The organism is Paenibacillus sp. MSJ-34, from assembly GCF_018918005.1.
Lineage (GTDB): Bacteria > Bacillota > Bacilli > Paenibacillales > Paenibacillaceae > MSJ-34.
This window is the reverse complement of record NZ_JAHLPR010000017.1, coordinates 1-16,094: the sequence shown is the minus strand read 5'-3', so window position 1 is coordinate 16,094 and position 16,094 is coordinate 1. Positions and strand designations below refer to the sequence as shown.

At 42.2% G+C, this 16,094-nt stretch carries 15 protein-coding genes; 6 read left to right on the top strand and 9 right to left on the bottom strand.

Annotated elements, in window-relative coordinates; genetic code table 11:
• Positions 1 to 117: 117 nt before the first annotated feature.
• The gene (locus KQI79_RS10395; protein WP_216538168.1) at positions 118 to 1,800 is read right to left on the bottom strand and encodes a helicase C-terminal domain-containing protein; all 1,683 of its coding nucleotides are present in this window, start codon (positions 1,798 to 1,800) and stop codon (positions 118 to 120) included.
• Between the two features lie 90 nt (positions 1,801 to 1,890).
• Between KQI79_RS10395 and KQI79_RS10390 the strand changes: the two genes are divergently transcribed.
• Positions 1,891 to 3,132, top strand: a complete 1,242-nt coding sequence (locus KQI79_RS10390) for an ISL3 family transposase (RefSeq protein WP_015253098.1) — start codon at positions 1,891 to 1,893, stop codon at positions 3,130 to 3,132.
• Positions 3,133 to 3,141: 9 nt separating this feature from the next.
• On the opposite strand, the gene KQI79_RS10385 is transcribed toward KQI79_RS10390, so the two are convergent.
• A complete protein-coding gene (locus KQI79_RS10385; protein ID WP_144941215.1) occupies positions 3,142 to 3,735 on the bottom strand; it encodes a hypothetical protein in 594 nt (197 codons plus the stop codon).
• Positions 3,736 to 3,959: 224 nt separating this feature from the next.
• On the opposite strand from KQI79_RS10385, the gene KQI79_RS10380 reads away from it, so the two are divergent.
• Both KQI79_RS10380 and KQI79_RS10375 read left to right on the top strand, forming a co-directional pair.
• Positions 3,960 to 4,346 carry a BlaI/MecI/CopY family transcriptional regulator gene (locus KQI79_RS10380; protein ID WP_144941217.1) on the top strand — a complete coding sequence of 129 codons (387 nt, stop codon included), beginning with the start codon at positions 3,960 to 3,962 and terminating at the stop codon, positions 4,344 to 4,346.
• A 2-nt stretch (positions 4,347 to 4,348) separates the two neighbouring features.
• Positions 4,349 to 6,172: a M56 family metallopeptidase gene (locus KQI79_RS10375; protein WP_216538167.1), complete on the top strand. Its 1,824-nt coding sequence runs from the start codon at positions 4,349 to 4,351 to the stop codon at positions 6,170 to 6,172.
• Between the two features lie 56 nt (positions 6,173 to 6,228).
• On the opposite strand, the gene KQI79_RS10370 is transcribed toward KQI79_RS10375, so the two are convergent.
• Positions 6,229 to 6,861, bottom strand: a complete 633-nt coding sequence (locus KQI79_RS10370; RefSeq protein ID WP_186328492.1) for a glycoside hydrolase domain-containing protein — start codon at positions 6,859 to 6,861, stop codon at positions 6,229 to 6,231.
• A gap of 417 nt (positions 6,862 to 7,278) precedes the next feature.
• On the opposite strand from KQI79_RS10370, the gene KQI79_RS10365 reads away from it, so the two are divergent.
• On the top strand, positions 7,279 to 8,046 hold the full coding sequence (locus tag KQI79_RS10365; RefSeq protein WP_216538166.1) for a hypothetical protein: 768 nt from the start codon (positions 7,279 to 7,281) through the stop codon (positions 8,044 to 8,046).
• A gap of 36 nt (positions 8,047 to 8,082) precedes the next feature.
• Here the strand turns inward: KQI79_RS10365 and KQI79_RS10360 are convergent, their stop codons facing one another.
• From KQI79_RS10360 to KQI79_RS10350, 3 genes are all read right to left on the bottom strand, one after another.
• Complete coding sequence (locus tag KQI79_RS10360; protein ID WP_216538165.1) at positions 8,083 to 9,183, bottom strand: hypothetical protein; 1,101 nt, start codon at positions 9,181 to 9,183, stop codon at positions 8,083 to 8,085.
• Positions 9,184 to 9,765: 582 nt separating this feature from the next.
• On the bottom strand, positions 9,766 to 10,839 hold the full coding sequence (locus KQI79_RS10355) for a hypothetical protein (RefSeq protein ID WP_216538164.1): 1,074 nt from the start codon (positions 10,837 to 10,839) through the stop codon (positions 9,766 to 9,768).
• Between the two features lie 84 nt (positions 10,840 to 10,923).
• Positions 10,924 to 11,547, bottom strand: coding sequence for a hypothetical protein (locus KQI79_RS10350; RefSeq protein WP_216538163.1), 624 nt, complete (start codon positions 11,545 to 11,547; stop codon positions 10,924 to 10,926).
• A gap of 694 nt (positions 11,548 to 12,241) precedes the next feature.
• Between KQI79_RS10350 and KQI79_RS28210 the strand changes: the two genes are divergently transcribed.
• Entirely contained in the window at positions 12,242 to 12,469 is a 228-nt protein-coding gene (locus KQI79_RS28210) for a YvrJ family protein (RefSeq protein WP_144941237.1), read from the top strand.
• Positions 12,470 to 12,711: 242 nt separating this feature from the next.
• Positions 12,712 to 13,029 carry a hypothetical protein gene (locus tag KQI79_RS10340; RefSeq protein WP_216538162.1) on the top strand — a complete coding sequence of 106 codons (318 nt, stop codon included), beginning with the start codon at positions 12,712 to 12,714 and terminating at the stop codon, positions 13,027 to 13,029.
• Between the two features lie 173 nt (positions 13,030 to 13,202).
• On the opposite strand, the gene KQI79_RS10335 is transcribed toward KQI79_RS10340, so the two are convergent.
• The 3 genes from KQI79_RS10335 to KQI79_RS10325 form a co-directional block, all read right to left on the bottom strand.
• A complete protein-coding gene (locus KQI79_RS10335) occupies positions 13,203 to 13,577 on the bottom strand; it encodes a hypothetical protein (protein ID WP_144941239.1) in 375 nt (124 codons plus the stop codon).
• Between the two features lie 102 nt (positions 13,578 to 13,679).
• Complete coding sequence (locus KQI79_RS10330) at positions 13,680 to 13,889, bottom strand: hypothetical protein (RefSeq protein WP_144941241.1); 210 nt, start codon at positions 13,887 to 13,889, stop codon at positions 13,680 to 13,682.
• A gap of 593 nt (positions 13,890 to 14,482) precedes the next feature.
• Positions 14,483 to 15,112 (bottom strand): hypothetical protein, encoded by a 630-nt coding sequence (locus KQI79_RS10325; protein ID WP_216538161.1) that lies wholly within the window; start codon positions 15,110 to 15,112, stop codon positions 14,483 to 14,485.
• Positions 15,113 to 16,094: the final 982 nt, after the last annotated feature.

Here is a 16,094-nt window from a genome sequence, read left to right as displayed (position 1 = left end):
CCGGTTCGAGTACTTGTTGCTTTATTGTTAGGCTTCAGTTTTCCTTCGATATCCTACGTCTCTATTTGGAATAGAGTGAATCATGGCTCTCCTCTAAAAAATTTTATAATTCTGCTACTATCCAACCGTATTTTTCAACGGAAATTCACAAAATAACTTTTGTAGGCTTACAGCATCAACAGAATTACTCTTCAACAATGATACTAGCGTTGCTCTTGCATCATCGTAAGTGGAATATTTTAGTTTTCCTAAAACGGTACGAAGTATGTTCTCAGTTTTCTCCATAATGCTTTCGATAATCGTCGGGTCTAACAAATAAATTCCATTTGTTGCGTGAGCAGCATATTGTTCAACAAATTGTTTTGCGCAAATTAATACATTATAAATTTCTGCATCTTCTGGAATGTTTCGATGATGTTGGACCCACTTATCATGAAAATAGGCTTGACGAATATCATCCAATGGTATAGCACTTTCTGCGTTTTCAATATTACTTTTGATTTCAAATACCACCCAAGATAGTTCGATGTTCCAAACGCTATCTGGAGTCCCTTTTCCTAATGGACGTTCAGTTTGGTAGCCAAGGAACTTTCCTAAGGAACAAAAAGCAATCTCATACTGTTCTGCATTCTTTTGTTGTAACCCATTCCTTACCTTCTGCCACTCTTTTTCAAATCTAGTGTTTCGGTCTCCATACGATTCAAGTATTGAAAGTACTGAATTAACCTGCTGTTCAAATAACTCTGGCACAACTATATCATCAATTTCATGAGCATCGAAAACTCTTTTATCAAGCCATAGTTTATATGGAGCTGCTTGAATTGCTTTATTATGAAACTCCTTGGCTTTTTCAAAATCTTGTTGTAGAACTGAGAGACAAGCAATCAAGTAATTCCACCATGCTCTATACCCCTTCATACTGTCATTTCTACCATATTGATTTATTGTTCTATCTGCAGCTTGATGAGCCTTTTCCCAATCTCCATCCCAAAGAGAGTAAAGATAATCAACTTCATTTATTACTGCTTGCATCATTAACTGGTTAGAAGGATTAATCTTCCTATCTTTATTTTTCTCTACAGTTTCATATTTAATGTAATCTTCTGCTTCTTTCCATGCTTTACCTTGTTCATAGAAGTCTTGTAACGATTTAAGCCATGATTCTTTATCTTTTATATGTTCAATTTGTGAGAATCCTAATGTCATTTCAGAATCAATTTCTGCGGGTAACAACTTTCTGAATTCATCTTTATATAGATACTTACCTATACGATTTCCGAAAAACAAAACGGCTGCATAATCTTTAGTTCCTCTGGTACATCTTCCTAAACCTTGTACAAGCCGTGTTAGCAGTTGGTTTTCAAAAATTTCGGTAGCTTTTAATCTATCTTGGAGAAATTGTTCGGGCAGCCCTAGTGCTGTAGGAAGCTCAACAAATAATTGAAGACGACAATCTGAATCTTTTAAATCTATACCCTCATATCTGCCGGATAATAATAAGATCCCATTCTGTGAAGTAGTAAATGGCTCCATTGTATCCTCCACATCTCTGGCATAAAATAACTTGTATTCTGGTACAATGGATTCAAGTAATTGCTTCATCTCATCCAAAATTGGTTCAGAAGGACACAAAACTAAGGCCCTTGGCTGCATTCTTATAGTATTGGCCAATACATCATCTATTGTCTCTGAGTCAAAATGATCTTCTGGAAATAAAATTAATCTCCTCCCCGATACTTTATTAGCACCGGATTCAAATTTAGATATTTTATAAATATTTTTAGGCTCTATACCAAACATAGTGCTTGACAACATGTAGAGCAAAAATTGAAAAACATCTGTACATTCCATAAGATGGTTGTGCGACCAATCCAACTCGAGGAATGACAGATGCACAACCAGTATACTGATCTTTTAGTCAATTTACCAGAGGTAAATGTTCAACAGATTGTGGAAATTGATGAGCAAACGATCCATATTCAGGTTGTTCCAAAGTCACGCAAGCAGGCTTGCGCCATTTGCCGTTCGGATCGTTCGGTCATTCGCAAAGGCAGCAACCAAACCCGGAAAATTCGGCATGCTGACGCTTTCGGCAAAATCGTTTATCTCCTGGCTCCGGCCATTCGTCTGTTCTGCAAGAGTTGTCATGCCGGTTTTGTTTGGCGGTACTCGTTTGTCGGTCCTGGCAAACGCTACAGTACCGCGTCCGAGCAACAGGCCATTCACACCGCGTCGGTCTCCACCGTCAAGCAGAGTGCGGAGATTCATCGCATGCCGGCCAGCACCTTGCAGATCAAACACCAACGATGGTTGTCGGTGGAAAGTGAACGGCTTCGGCAATTGGCGTGGAAAGAGGCCGCCAGCAGCCGCCATCTCGTACTGGGCATCGACGATTTTGCGATTCGAAAAGGTCATACCTACAATACCGGCATCCATAACCTCCGAGGCGAGACGTTGCTGGATATTTTGCCCGGACGCAAACTGGAAGAATTGCGGGATTATGCGCATAAGCATCCGGAGTTTCTGGCGCTTCGTCCCAAGGCGGTGGTGATGGATCTGGCTCCCTATTACCATGCCTGGATTCAGGAATGTTTTCCTGATGCCCTTCGAGTCGCGGACCGGTTTCACGTGACGCGTTACGTGATCGATGCCCTTCAGGCGGTCCGAAAAGACGTACAGGGTTCGCTGTCGGCCAGAGCCCGGGCAAACCTCAAAGCCAAACACCGGCTTCTAAACCCCCAGGCAGCATCGTTGCCCCCTGAAAAGCAGCAGGAGTTACAAGAAATCCTCAGCTATTCGTCGCTTTTACAGCAGGTTCATGCCTGGAAAGAAGCGCTTGGGGAATGGTACGACGGTGCACCGGACGCCAAAGTAGCTGCCATCTGGTTTGACCGCTGGCTGGGACAAGGGGAACATTTTCAGCATCCGGCAGTAGCCACCTGCATCAAAACGATGCGAAACTGGCGAACGGAGATCGTCAATTATCACTCCTGTCGGTGGACCAATGCGGCGGTTGAAGGAAGAAACAACCGAATGAAAGCCTTTCAACGCCGACATTACTTCACCCGGAACCGGGAACGTTACGTACAAGGACTTCTGGTCGAATGTAACCGTGAACGATTTGGTACATAAAGTCAAGCACTAACTTTGATGTTGAGCCTTAATCATAAACTGAAAATCTAGTTTCGTTTCCCGTTCTAAATGAACGATTTCGACTTGGGCAGAGCTAACTCCCTTTTTACTCAAAAAAGCAACAATGACTTCTTGTAAGTCCTTACTTTGTTCCGGAGCTTTAAGCGAATTCAATTCCTCTTTACGATATTCCGTAGTCTTGTCGTTGAAAACATCCTGTTCCCTTATTCGGTATAGGACACCGGAATCGTTCAACTCTTTCCCCTCTTTATCCCATGAAAAAGAATAAAACAGATCATGAAGGGTGTGAACCCCGGAAAGCTCATTAGAGACTTCATAGGAATCCGAGCGATATAAGTCAAAGGATACGGTTGTGGGTGACAGTTCATTGTACACCATTTCAATCGGCCCAATTGGGGGATCATATGCTGGAAGGATATAAGGTTTATCCTTTAATAACGATTCAACCTGTTGTTTCCATTCCAGATATTCCTTTGAAGGCTGTTCATTTACCGCCTCTTTTGAACCGCAAGCCGTAAGTATAACAATAAATAGACCTCCGATTAACAATCTCCATAGGGGTTGCATTTCAATCACCTTCATTTAGGATATAAGTTTCATTATACATTTGTATATTTCATATTTTCAACATAAAGAGGCACAGAGCCCAGAATGCTTATTTGGTTTCAGACCAATTCAAACCCCGCTGCACATAATCCCCTGCAGAAAAGTCTTTAATAACCGAAGGATAAAAAGCACTTGCTTTTTTATTATACAAATGTATAATTAAATTCATACACAATCCTATAGGAAAGAGGTCAAGATCCATGGACAGGAAAATCAAACGATTGCCGGATGCAGAATTGGAGATCATGCTCGTGATTTGGAGAGCCGGAAAACAGGTGAGTTCTTCCTACATCCTGGATCAACTGCGGGATAAAAGAAAATGGGCGTTAGCCACTTTAATGACCGTATTGGCGCGGCTAGTTGACAAAGGATTTCTTTGTTGTGAAAAAATCGGACGCAGCAATAGTTACTTCGCTGTCATCTCGGAGACGGAATACAAGGAAAGCGAAGGAAAATCCACACTGGAAAAATTGTATGACAACTCCATTCAAGACATGGTCATGTCGCTGTACAACGGGAAGGCCATCGACAAAGGCGATCTTGCAGAACTTCGCGATTTCCTTGACCAAATGGCCAAGGAGGAATAGCAATGCTTACACGCCTGTTTACAGATTTTCTGATCATTTCTGTTACAACGAGCCTTGTTATACTAGGTTTAAAGTTGGCGTCTCCACTGCTGCACAAAAACTATACAGCCAGATGGAAATACTGGGTGTGGATGATTGTAGCTGTACGCTTGCTGTTCCCCTTTCACTTTTCGTTTGCCACTAGTCTTGTACAAATTAACGTTCCTGAATATACAATGATCGGAACGGTCTTCCAAGGGGATTCGTCTTCAAATGCTCAAGAAAACTCCCCTGTAGCAACGCAGAACGAATTACCTGGTCATGCTGTCGAGCCTTCAGGCCATATGCTATCTGTTCTCGACATTCTCTCTATCATCTGGATGTCCGGACTCGTGCTTTTTCTGCTGTTTCACTTCATCGGTTACTTCCTTTTCAGAAAGCAAGCGCTGCGATGGAGCCGCCCCATCCTGAACCAAAGCGTGACGGCCACGATCGAGCAAGCCTTCAAGGAAATGAATGTCAAGCCATCCATCGCTGTACTGACAAGCGAAAAGGTTCCCAATCCGATGCTGGTGGGCTTTCTCAAACCTGTTCTATTTTTGCCGCATGAAAACTATACGGATGAAGAACTCGAATTCATTGTCAAGCATGAGCTGGTTCATTATAAGCGATTTGATATCGGGTATAAGCTGCTGCTCCTGATCGTTCAGGCGATCCATTGGTTTAATCCGTTTGTGTGGCTATTGGTGCGCGAAGCCGGTCGAGAAATTGAAATGTACTGTGATGAAACAGTGGTCCGGGGGCAAAGCCTAACCTATCGTAAAAGGTACTGCGAAGCCATTTTATCGGCGATGCAAGATAAGCCCATACGCCCTTCCGCGTTATCCACGAACTTTGCGGGAGGGAAACATACAATGAAACAAAGATTCAAGTCCATCCTTAGTATGAACAAGAAACGAAGCGGCCTTACGCTTTTCTGTACCGTTATCCTCACATTTGGCATGTTAGCCGCCTTCACCAACGTTACGAACGGCAGCAGCGCATCCTTTAAACCCGGTACGATCTATTCCAGCATCGACGGGAAGCAAGTTGTCTCGTATGACGCAGGCCATTCGTATTCAATCAATGCGGAGGGCAATGTTTCCATCTCGTACCGGAATGGAGAAGTTACCGCGAAAACACCATTAAAAGTAGATATGACGAGGGAATCGAGGAACAGAGGAATAAGCGAAAGCGGCTTTTTTATCTCCGAGGATAAAACGGCGATCGTGTATAATCCCGAGCCCGACAAATTATCACCGCTCCATGTTCTGATTAGTGATGACATGGGAAAAACGTGGAACGATACGACAGTTCAAGGCGCAAGGGGAAATGAGTTATTCATCGGTTTTACGTCGAAAAAGGATGGTTGGATGGTCAGCGGCCACTCCCGCGGCGCAGGAAGCGCATTAAATTATGTGTTCCAGACCTCGGATGGAGGGAAGACATGGGAAGAGGTAGGCAACCCGAATGATGTTTATTCGGAGCATTTGACGGCTGCGGGTTTTGCTGACAAAGATATAGGCTTTTTAGGCTTCCGATATTATTCCGACTACGGGCCAGTCATTTATTGGACCAAAGATCGGGGACAGTCATGGGCAAGGCTCCCTGTATCGCTTCCGGAAAAGTTTGACGAATATAGGAAGAACCCTCTCTCACCAATATTCAACGGGAAAGAAGGACTGTTCCCCATTGCCGTAAAAGATAAAGAACTTGAAGACATAGGAACTATTTATCTAACCAGCAAAGACGGTGGTTTAACATGGGTATACGATGAATCTTATGATAAGTTGAAAAGCCACAAATAATGAAAGAGGCGGCCATTTCGTGAATGGCCGCTTTTTCTGCCTATCCAGAGGTCGAATTATTTCTTCCAACCTCCGCCCCCATGGGAAGACGATTCAACATAGTCAACGGTAATTTTGCCGCTACCGGAACCAATCGTGGTGTTAAAGTTATATTGACGAAGGTTCCAATCATCGAAAGTCCCTTGCCACTTGTTATCTACTATAAAGGTGTACCGTTCCGTAGCCGAAGAAGTGCCGCGGATATAGGAGCAGACTGCTCTTGATCCATATATCCCCATCTTATATCCATTGGGATTTTTTCTGCTGTTTTCCAAAACAGACTTAACCCCTTGGAAATAAGGTACAACTTTATCTTTAATCTGCTTCGTGGTCATGTCGGTGTCAACTGCGAAGTAAATGGGTGTATTCCTTGGTTGTCCCAAGTCACTTGCCAGTTCCACTGCATCCTCCGCATCGCTAACACCCTGGGCCTTAGTAAAGTAATCCGGATCTGTACCACCCTCGTTTTCATAAAGGGATACAATGTACAATCCCTCGTCGGAGATACGTTTTACTTCGGCATCTGTAAGCTCGTCATGCATTCTCTCTAAGCGATTCAAGTATCGACCAATAAACGTGAACTTCTTCTCTTTAATCGACTTTAATCTTGCCGCAGTAACTTTTGTTGCGGTATCACAACCAAGTGCCATAAGAGAAACCTTCCTTCCTATTTCGTTATTTGTAATCCATGCACAATTGCCTGGACATAACGATATCAGTAAGGTTGTCCGGTTCCTTCCTAATACCGAATTGTACAAATGGATCTGAGAGCGTAGCTTGGGATAGAGAAGAAACATGGGATGGTATCCCTCCAGCACCAATGATCTTCGAAGCTGCTCTGTTATTATTATATTATATAGCGTTACGTTACGCAATATAATACGGTAAATTTTTGCAATATATATTGTGTAACGTTACGCAACATGTTATTATGTAGGTGTCATTACTTTATAAAAAGTAGACGAACGTGGTGAAGGGAACACTTTGTTCGTTGAATTCCCTAAATAAAGTATGACAATCAATATTGCGTAATGTTGCGTAACATATTATATTAAGGAGTGATTACTATGCCAATCAACAACCCCTCAACTTATTTGTGGATGGCCATCAGCAAAGCAGTGCCCGCAGAGAGCTACCATCCGGCAAGCGTCATTGCACGTCAATCTTTTGGTATTACCATTCAGCCCCGACTCCCTGTCGGCTATGTGGATTCTAACTATCGTGGGAATATCCGGATATACGCCAACTCCCCTTCAAGTGACACGGCTTTCCTAATCGGCGGCGTGTACAGAAGTGCAGGAGACACCGGTTTTACCTATGCTAGTGCTACGATATCTTCGGTGTACAATGAGTCCTCATTCCGCAAAATTACCCTTGTTGACGATGACGGAAAGACGGTTTCAATGAATGTCGGGGTATGGTTCAAAGGAAGAGCAACCGTGTTCCAAGGCGGCCCTGACTCCTACTACGTGGACAGAGGATGCACCCCGCTTACCACAAATTACGTTGCCCTGCCTTCCTATCATCTGTGCGGTAAACAAGTCGCCGTAGCGAATATGGCTAACAATAGAGTGGTTAGCGCGCCAGTAAATGATGTGGGGCCATATTTCGATAAAAAATACTGCGACGAAGACGAGTATTGGAAAAACGGTACGGTGCCTCGGGCCGAACAACCCGGTTATTTGAATAAACCGCGCTGCGAAGCTTGCAACGTTCCTTGCAATACAACCGGAGACAAATATAAAATTACTGGCGCTATCATCGATTTAAGCCCTGCCATGATGTCTTCTCTTGGAGGCAGTTCGGAAATTACCTGTGCTTGGCGGTTTACGTAAATAAAAAATAGCTGCACCAAAGGGTGCAGCTATTTTTTATTCTGCTTCAAAGACAATCTTTTGAATAATCGCAATGCCCGAATCTGTACCACTGTTCATCGTGACCAAGTAAGTGCCGAAATTGGGAACTTTCACTTCTACCACAGCCGGTCGATCTTGGAAACTGTTGTATTTTGGAGTAAATTGAATACCGTTGGACGACGTAATAGCGTCTTTTCGATCCGAAAGCTGCTGAGTAATCGCTTCATCTTGAAGGTATTCGTAAGGAATCAGATTGGCGATTCCCAACATGGCCCGAACAAGCGGATCACTCCAAGGAACGCTATGGCCCTGATTGTGGCTATCGACAGCAGCTTGTTCAAAATATAAAAAGCAGCCTTTACGATAGTTAGGAATTTGACTTGTCTTCTTAGCAAACCAGCTATCGTCCAACTCAAGAATTGTTATGCGTCCTTGCATTGGATTCTCGGCTTCAGGTTGAAACGTAATTTTTTGTATGATCTCGATGCCCGACCCTTGGCCCGTTTTCCAAGTGACAGAGTACGTTCCCCATTCGGGCACTTGCACGTCGACAATTGTACTTTCTGTCTCTTTGTTATAAGGATTTTTTGTAAACACTATACCGTTTGCTGTCGTGATCTTAACGGTTTTATCCAGATGGGTGCCCCCTTGCTCCTTCGCAAGCTGCTGATCGATACTTGGGTCAGGCAGGTATTCATTCGGAATGAGGTTGGAAATCCCTATAATGGTACGTTCAAGCGGACTTCCCAAAGTTACGCTATGACCTTCATTAAAGCTTTCCATTTCGGCCTGTGTCACATAGGAGATTTCCCCTTTGTAATAGTTCGGAATTTCGCTTGTTTTCTTGGCAAACTCCTTGGAATCCACTTCATACAGCGTTATCGGTTCCATAAGCACCTTCTTTTCTTCCTTTTTGAACTGTGCCGATAAATCCGTTCCCCTGTTCTGCTCACTTGAGATTTGAACCGTGTCCGAGTTGATCGAATTGTCCACGTTTGTGCTTTGATTTGCAGGAGATTGGTTCGGCATCGCGGAATCTAAAGTGGCCGCTTGCGTCGAACAACCGGTTAATGCTACAGCCATTGCGATCCCTGTTAATATCGTTCGTACCTTCATTACTCTATGCACTCCAATTTATTTTTTATGATCATAACAGCAGAGGACTTTCTTGACATTTTCGTGCTTTTAAGGTTCCTTCTTATTAACCTTCCGACTTGGTAAAAACGCTCTTTTGAATGATCTGAATATCCGAATCCTGGCCGTTCATCAGGGGTACCAGATAAGTTCCCCACTGGGCTTCATTGGAATTATCCTCCTGTTTAGCTTGATCAGAGGTTGGAACAGACTGTTTTCGGCCTTCGTCAGAAGTCTTAGCCGCAGAGCATGCAGCGGCCATTATTAAGAGTAAAAACATAATTAGACGAATCTAAGTACAGCAATGTTCCTATTGAATTTAATTATACATTTGTATAATCAAAAATCAAGAAATTTTATTCTTCAGGCACAACAACATGAAGGAGAAAAACGATGCGCTTTGTGCGGTTGTGACGCGGGTGCTCCGGACTACACCGTCAACGGCGCAATCCTAGATGTCGCTCCCTCTGTGTTAAGAGCAGTCGGTACCGCTGACAAATGGTGTTTGGCGGTTTACCTAAAAGGAAACAGGAACCAAGGACTTCTTGGTTCCTGTTCTATTATTTACGATGTAGGCTTAAATTCAATTCGAGTAATAAAACTTATTGTGTTATTATCTTTACCGGCATTATTCAAAGCAATCGTGTAGATCCCGCAACTCGGCACCTGAGCCTCTACAATCGTTAGTTCATTTTCTTGATTCTCATGTTCTACACGAACAACCCTATAAGATACTTCTTTGGGATCTACATGCTTCGGAACCAGGTTCGCTGTCATGAATTCAGCCGTTAGAAGTGGTGTTGCTTTCCAAGGAGAATGGCCTTCATTGATACTTTGAATTTCTTCATTTGTGACGTGTCCGAGGGTGCCAATTCCATAATACGGGATTTTCAAAACGTCTTTTTTCAGGAGATCTTCGGATATCGCATAAAGAAGAAGTGGCTTGGCAACCAACTCGACATTAAAGTTCTCTGCCTTCGTAAAAACAATTTTTTGAATGAGCTCGATGCCCGACCCTTGGCCCGTTTTCCAAGTGACGGAGTACGTTCCCCACTCGGGCACTTGCACGTCGACAATTGTACTTTCCGTTTCTTTGTTATAAGGATTTTTTGTAAACACTATACCGCCTGCTGTCGTGATCTTGACGGTTTTATCCAGATGGGTGCCCCCTTGTTCCTTCGCAAGCTGCTGATCGATACTTGGGTCAGGCAGGTATTCATTCGGAATGAGGTTGGAAATCCCCATAATGGTACGCTCAAGCGGACTTCCCAAAGTTACGCTATGACCTTCATTAAAGCTCTCCATTTCGGCCTGCGTTACATAGGAGATTTCCCCTTTGTAGTAGCTCGGAATTTCACTTGTTTTCTTAGCAAACTCCTTGGAATCCACTTCATACAGCGTTATCGGTTCCATAAGCACCTTCTTTTCTTCCTTTTTGAACTGTGCCGATGAATCCGTTCCCCTGTCCTGCTCACTTGATATTTGAACCGTGTCCGAGTTGATCGAATTGTCCACGTTTGTGCTTTGATTTGCAGGAGATTGGTTCGGCATCCCGGAATCTAAAGTGGCCGCTTGCGTCGAACAGCCGGTTAACGTCACAGCCATTGCCAGACCTATTAATATCGTTCGTACTTTCATTACTCTATGCACTCCAATTTATTTTTTATGATCATAACAGCAGAGACTTTCTTGACATTTTCGTGCTTTTAAGGTTCCTTTTTATCAACCTTCCGACTTGGTAAAAACGATCTTATGAATGATCTGAATATCCGAATCCTGGCCGTTCATCAGGGTTACCAGATAAGTTCCCCACTGGGGAACTTGAACTTCGACAACAGACGTTTTTGTCTTTCCGGGGTCTCTTTGTTTCTGGATAAAAACGATGCCATTGGAGGTCGTTATTTTGCGTTCTTCCCCTGCTTTGTAAGGACCTTTACTCAACTGTTCATCGATGGCCTTATCTTGCAAATAATCGTAAGGGATCAAATTGGAGATTCCTATAAGAGTTCGAACAAGAGGATCACCCCAAGTTACACTATGGCCCTCATTATAACTATTGACTTCCGCCTGTTCAAAGTACGTAATGTCTCCTTTACTGTAAACGGGGATTTCACTTGTCTTTTTCTCGAACCAGCCTGGATCAAGTTCAAAAACAGTAATACTACCAAGTTCAGTCTTACTTTCCATTACTGGCTGAACTTCATTGGAGTTAACCCCCTGTTTAGCTTGATCAGAGGTTAGAACAGACTGTTTTGGACCTTCGTCAGAATTATTACCCGCAGAGCATGCAGAGGCCACTATAAGAGTAAAAACAAGCATCATACCTAATAACCATCTTCGATTCATTTATGGCGCACTCCTATAAGTCTATAATGAAATCCTGCAAACAACCAAATTCCCTTGAACGATTCAGGGAAAGCCTCCCCCTCCCCTTTTATTGATTATTACCATAATTAGACGAATCTAAGTACAGCAATGTTCCTATTGATTTTTAATTATACATTTGTATAATTAAAAATCAAGAAGTTTTTACCCTTCAGTTACATTACCGTAGACATTCTTAGAAACAAAACATTTTGCTCACCACCATATTGCGTTACGTCACGCAACATGTTATTATAATTGTAAATTAAGCTTTGAAAAAAATGGATATGGATGGTTTATCTACGAAAGGAGGGTTGTTAATGGTTTGTCGTGAAAAGTTATTAAAAAGTATCCAAAGTGTCCATGCCGCCGTTGTTTCCTATGCTAATTGCTTATGTGAAGATGCGCCGGCCGAGGGCCAAGAGGTCTTTTATCAATTCGGATTGGAATTATCTCGTCAACTACAGGAATTGCGGAAGCTGTATGTTCGTTTATATGATGTCGATCCGCTAGGTGGCCACAACCCAATTTCCATAATACGTTGCAGCGATCATTAAGCCCTGATACGACAAATTTGAACGACATAATATTTGCGTAATCTGCCGTCGCAAAATTATGTCGTTTGTTTTACGCATCGCAAATATTAAATCAAGTTCATGAAAGGGGAATAAATTGTATGATACACGGAGACTCCGAGTTGGCTTTGTACGCCCAACTCATTGCAAATGTTGGATTTCCTATTGTCGTCGCGGCAATCCTCCTTAATCGCCTGTTAAACGGATTCAACAAGCGTTTAGATACGCTAGCCCAGAAGATGGAGGATTTAATCGCAGCAATCCATCAACTGGCCACAAAAGAGAGGGACGCCGGGAGCAAATCCCAAGGTAAAAAGAATACGTCATGATTTTGCGCTTTCCGCCAAGATTTTTCTACACAGTATAGCGTAACGCCTCGTATTGTTATATAATGGAAGAGGTATGACTCTTTGAAAAACTGTTGAGTGTTGTCACATTTTATTTGAAACATTTCCCAATTATTTGCGTAATTACATGTAAGGTTAGTTTCTTTTTCTCTTAACACACAAACATATGTTTGGTATAATGTTGATGCTAGATTTTTCTAATTAGGAGAGAGGGGGATTCGACTATGGGAACATTTCAATGCATTGAACCAAACATGAAACCATTTTTAGACAAATTGGGAGCTAATCTCCGAAAGGCCATATCGGAGATCCTCCAGGTAGATGATGTCCACACCAAGTTTCATTACAGAGTTATTGAAAACGATGGAGAGTTTTATTTTTTGTTGCTTGAGCAGAATGTAGCCGATGAATATACCGTATGCCATTGCTTTTTTACCGATCCTGTTGATCGGACTGTAGACCAGTACCGCTACGAAAGCATATCGTTGAAAACGGTTCATTTACTTTCGCAATTTTCTGTGGAAACAGGCTTAACCTGCTAAGATTGTTTATTTTTCTTATCCTTGGTAACTCGGATGTATTCCTCTTCGATAGTCCTCGACAGTAATTCCGTTGCCGTCATATTCAACTTCTTTGCGGTTTCTACAAGTTGTTGCTTTATATAGACTGGTATATCATAATGGAACTTCACTTTGTTTCCGTATGCCATCAATAATCACCCTTCCTGGTCTATTACTACACTTTGATATTTCTTCTCAATTAATTTAATAAGCAGTTGCGTGGCCGACATGTCTTGCAAATTGGCTGCCTCAATCAACTTTTCTTTGATTTCTGGCATAAATTCGTAAGGCAGTTTAATCTTTGGCTCGCTCATGTGGCCACTTACCTGCTTTTCTGCCTCAATCGCTTGATTAATCATTTCAGCCAGTGTTGAACCCGTTGGGTCTTTTCCATACCTTGGTAGAACCCGAGTAAGATAAGCTTCCAGCGCTTTTTGTTCCTCATCGCTGATGTCCAACATCAGTTTTCCATGTTCTACCGATAATTGACATTCTGTGTGATAACCGAATAAATTAATTGAATATTTCACGTCTGCACCTCCAATTTTGTATTATATAGTGTTTCGTACCATTACACAATATACATTTGCGTGGTTTATGATGAGCTTACTGTTTTTTTTAGACGTTGTTTATTATTCGTTCTTTGTATTTGATTTTACATTAAGCAGCTCAGCAAAAATGGCACTCCCATTGATTCGGTAATTTGCCAATAGTCCGTGAGTTGCCAAAACGACAAGTTGAGTTTGTGAAAATCCGGTTTCTTTAGCCATTTGCTGCAATTGAAATTTTACCGACTCAGGAAAATAAACGGTAAGTCTAGGCGTTTTATCTTCTGACGACATCTAAATCCTCCTTACTATTACTATCATTATAACACATTTCCTGTGTTATAAAAGCATATATTTGATTAAAAGGACAATTTTTTTGTCGAGTGAAGGCGAGTTGCCACGAATGATGGAAGTTGCCTATATCTGTATAGTCAGATAATTCGTCTGTTCGATAATAGCCTTGGCGATTGACTTTCCAGGTGAACTTATTGAAGTACAATACTCCATTCTTATCCAAAAAATTTTAAAAAGCTTACTGCTATTTTACGGCGGTAAGCTTCAATATTGGCCATTCCTGCCACAAAAATTTGAATCTCCGTTAAGGGATGGAAATAAGGTTCTGATTACTATATTTGTACATTTGAGGGTTCGAGTCCGGTTTTTGACTTACTTTAAACTGAGGGGCTTTAGTGACGCGTACACTATCTGCCCCATGAAGCTGTTTATTCATAACTTCTATCGATTCTATTGTTATTCCTTTCGTCCCATTCCCATTCCTCCCAATATCGGCAGTTTCCTCTAATGTGATAATCGGTTCTCTCGGGCATACGATGCCAAAATACCCCAGATTGAGAAGCAGCCGATAAGGGCTGCTTTCGTTGATCTCATTATTTTACGCTCTCGACATACTCATTAAATGTCATATCCCTGAACTCTTCCCCAAATATGTTAACCATTTTCCCATTCTCCTCATAAACAATGTCGGAAACAAATCCTCCCCATTCAATCTTTCTCCCGGCACCTGTTATATAGTGGTTTAATAATGTTTTAATACGGTCGTTGACAGCCGGGATTTTATTTTCTGGTAATTCTCCATAGTAAAGAATAGTTAAAGTATCCCCATCATGGATAGTACCAAAATCTGTTATTTGCTGCTCAACCTCAACGGTCAAGCTAATGAGATACCCATCTTGAATATCAACCCCTTTAACTATTCCGATAAGATCCCCATTAGGAAGACCCATCTTATCCCATTTATCTCTCTCCCATAAATCACTTCCATCCTCTGGTGGACTCGGTTGTTCATCCTCTGGCGGTTGACTTTCCGATGGACTTGGCTGATTCACTGGTTGACTTTCCGGCGAGCTTATAGGGGGAGTCGTTGGCTCACTTTCATTTGTTGGTGACTTAGACGCTGCAGGTGGTGCAGTCTGGCTATCGTCTTTTTGAGGATCAGTCGATGAACACCCAGGCAAAAATAAAAAAATCATAAGTAAGGCAAGTAGTATATTCTTCAACCTTTCCGCTCCTTTCTTTAAATATTTTTTAAATAAATTATTTCCTTAATGATAAAACATTAACTTTTCTGGCTCAATCTTAAAATCAGTGCTTGATTTCTACCTGCGGAATAACTACCTTGAAAATCGGTCTATTTCACAGCCTGCAGCTGCCTGCTGACACTGTTGCAAGCGGAATAGCACGTCTACCTTGAAAATCCGTCTATTTTTCATCATCTGATGGTGTCGCAGTCAGCGGCATGGGGGGCTAACGGGTCATCTGCCCGGCTCCCGTCCGGTTTCAATCTCGCTAACGAATCTGGGTAACGTTATTGACTTAAAAACGATGCCGTTTCAAATATAACGAAACTCACCATCGTTATTTGGGCGAAATTCTGCTCCATGGCCTTCTTTTTTGGTCAATAGCGATATGGAGTTTCGTAAGAAAATGGAAAAGAGCCGTTTTGCCCGAATAACGTTTCCAGGTTTCGTAACAACATGCATTTTGTTTGCCCCATACTCCGCCGCAACGTTGGAGTGAAGTGTTCCCCCGCCACATCCTGCTTCATAAAGAGCAGTGCATGATCGGATGGCCCAGCATCAAAACCAATATGTTCAACCCAATCCTTTACCCGTTATATAGTTATTATGGAGCCACGGATTTCTTTCAAGCACTGATTATGGTTTTGAGCCACTTTTCTATGGCAAAGAATTAATTATTTCGTTACGTTACGTTTTGTTATATTGAGAATTATGGATATATTGCATTGTACTGCGTATCGTTACGCGATATAAATTTAACAAATGATCACCTCCAAAAGCTACTGTAAGCTTCTCGGAATTCACATTCCGTTGCAGACTCTAGCTTCCTAGCTAGGGTCTTCTATTGTTTCACCCCCAAACATGGGGTGCGAACAAACATTCCTCTTGACTTTTCAAAATCACCCCAATAATCGCCGAGAAGGCTTTTTTTATTTCTAATGAATTGGGTGATTTTCATGAA

Bases quoted from the DNA above. Each gene is read 5' to 3' on its own strand.
- KQI79_RS10395 (WP_216538168.1), bottom strand. From the start codon at position 1,800: ATGTTTGGTATAGAGCCTAAAAATATTTATAAAATATCTAAATTTGAA.
- KQI79_RS10390 (WP_015253098.1), top strand. From the start codon at position 1,891: ATGCACAACCAGTATACTGATCTTTTAGTCAATTTACCAGAGGTAAAT.
- KQI79_RS10385 (WP_144941215.1), bottom strand. From the start codon at position 3,735: ATGAAGGTGATTGAAATGCAACCCCTATGGAGATTGTTAATCGGAGGT.
- KQI79_RS10380 (WP_144941217.1), top strand. From the start codon at position 3,960: ATGGACAGGAAAATCAAACGATTGCCGGATGCAGAATTGGAGATCATG.
- KQI79_RS10375 (WP_216538167.1), top strand. From the start codon at position 4,349: ATGCTTACACGCCTGTTTACAGATTTTCTGATCATTTCTGTTACAACG.
- KQI79_RS10370 (WP_186328492.1), bottom strand. From the start codon at position 6,861: ATGGCACTTGGTTGTGATACCGCAACAAAAGTTACTGCGGCAAGATTA.
- KQI79_RS10365 (WP_216538166.1), top strand. From the start codon at position 7,279: ATGCCAATCAACAACCCCTCAACTTATTTGTGGATGGCCATCAGCAAA.
- KQI79_RS10360 (WP_216538165.1), bottom strand. From the start codon at position 9,183: ATGAAGGTACGAACGATATTAACAGGGATCGCAATGGCTGTAGCATTA.
- KQI79_RS10355 (WP_216538164.1), bottom strand. From the start codon at position 10,839: ATGAAAGTACGAACGATATTAATAGGTCTGGCAATGGCTGTGACGTTA.
- KQI79_RS10350 (WP_216538163.1), bottom strand. From the start codon at position 11,547: ATGAATCGAAGATGGTTATTAGGTATGATGCTTGTTTTTACTCTTATA.
- KQI79_RS28210 (WP_144941237.1), top strand. From the start codon at position 12,242: ATGATACACGGAGACTCCGAGTTGGCTTTGTACGCCCAACTCATTGCA.
- KQI79_RS10340 (WP_216538162.1), top strand. From the start codon at position 12,712: ATGGGAACATTTCAATGCATTGAACCAAACATGAAACCATTTTTAGAC.
- KQI79_RS10330 (WP_144941241.1), bottom strand. From the start codon at position 13,889: ATGTCGTCAGAAGATAAAACGCCTAGACTTACCGTTTATTTTCCTGAG.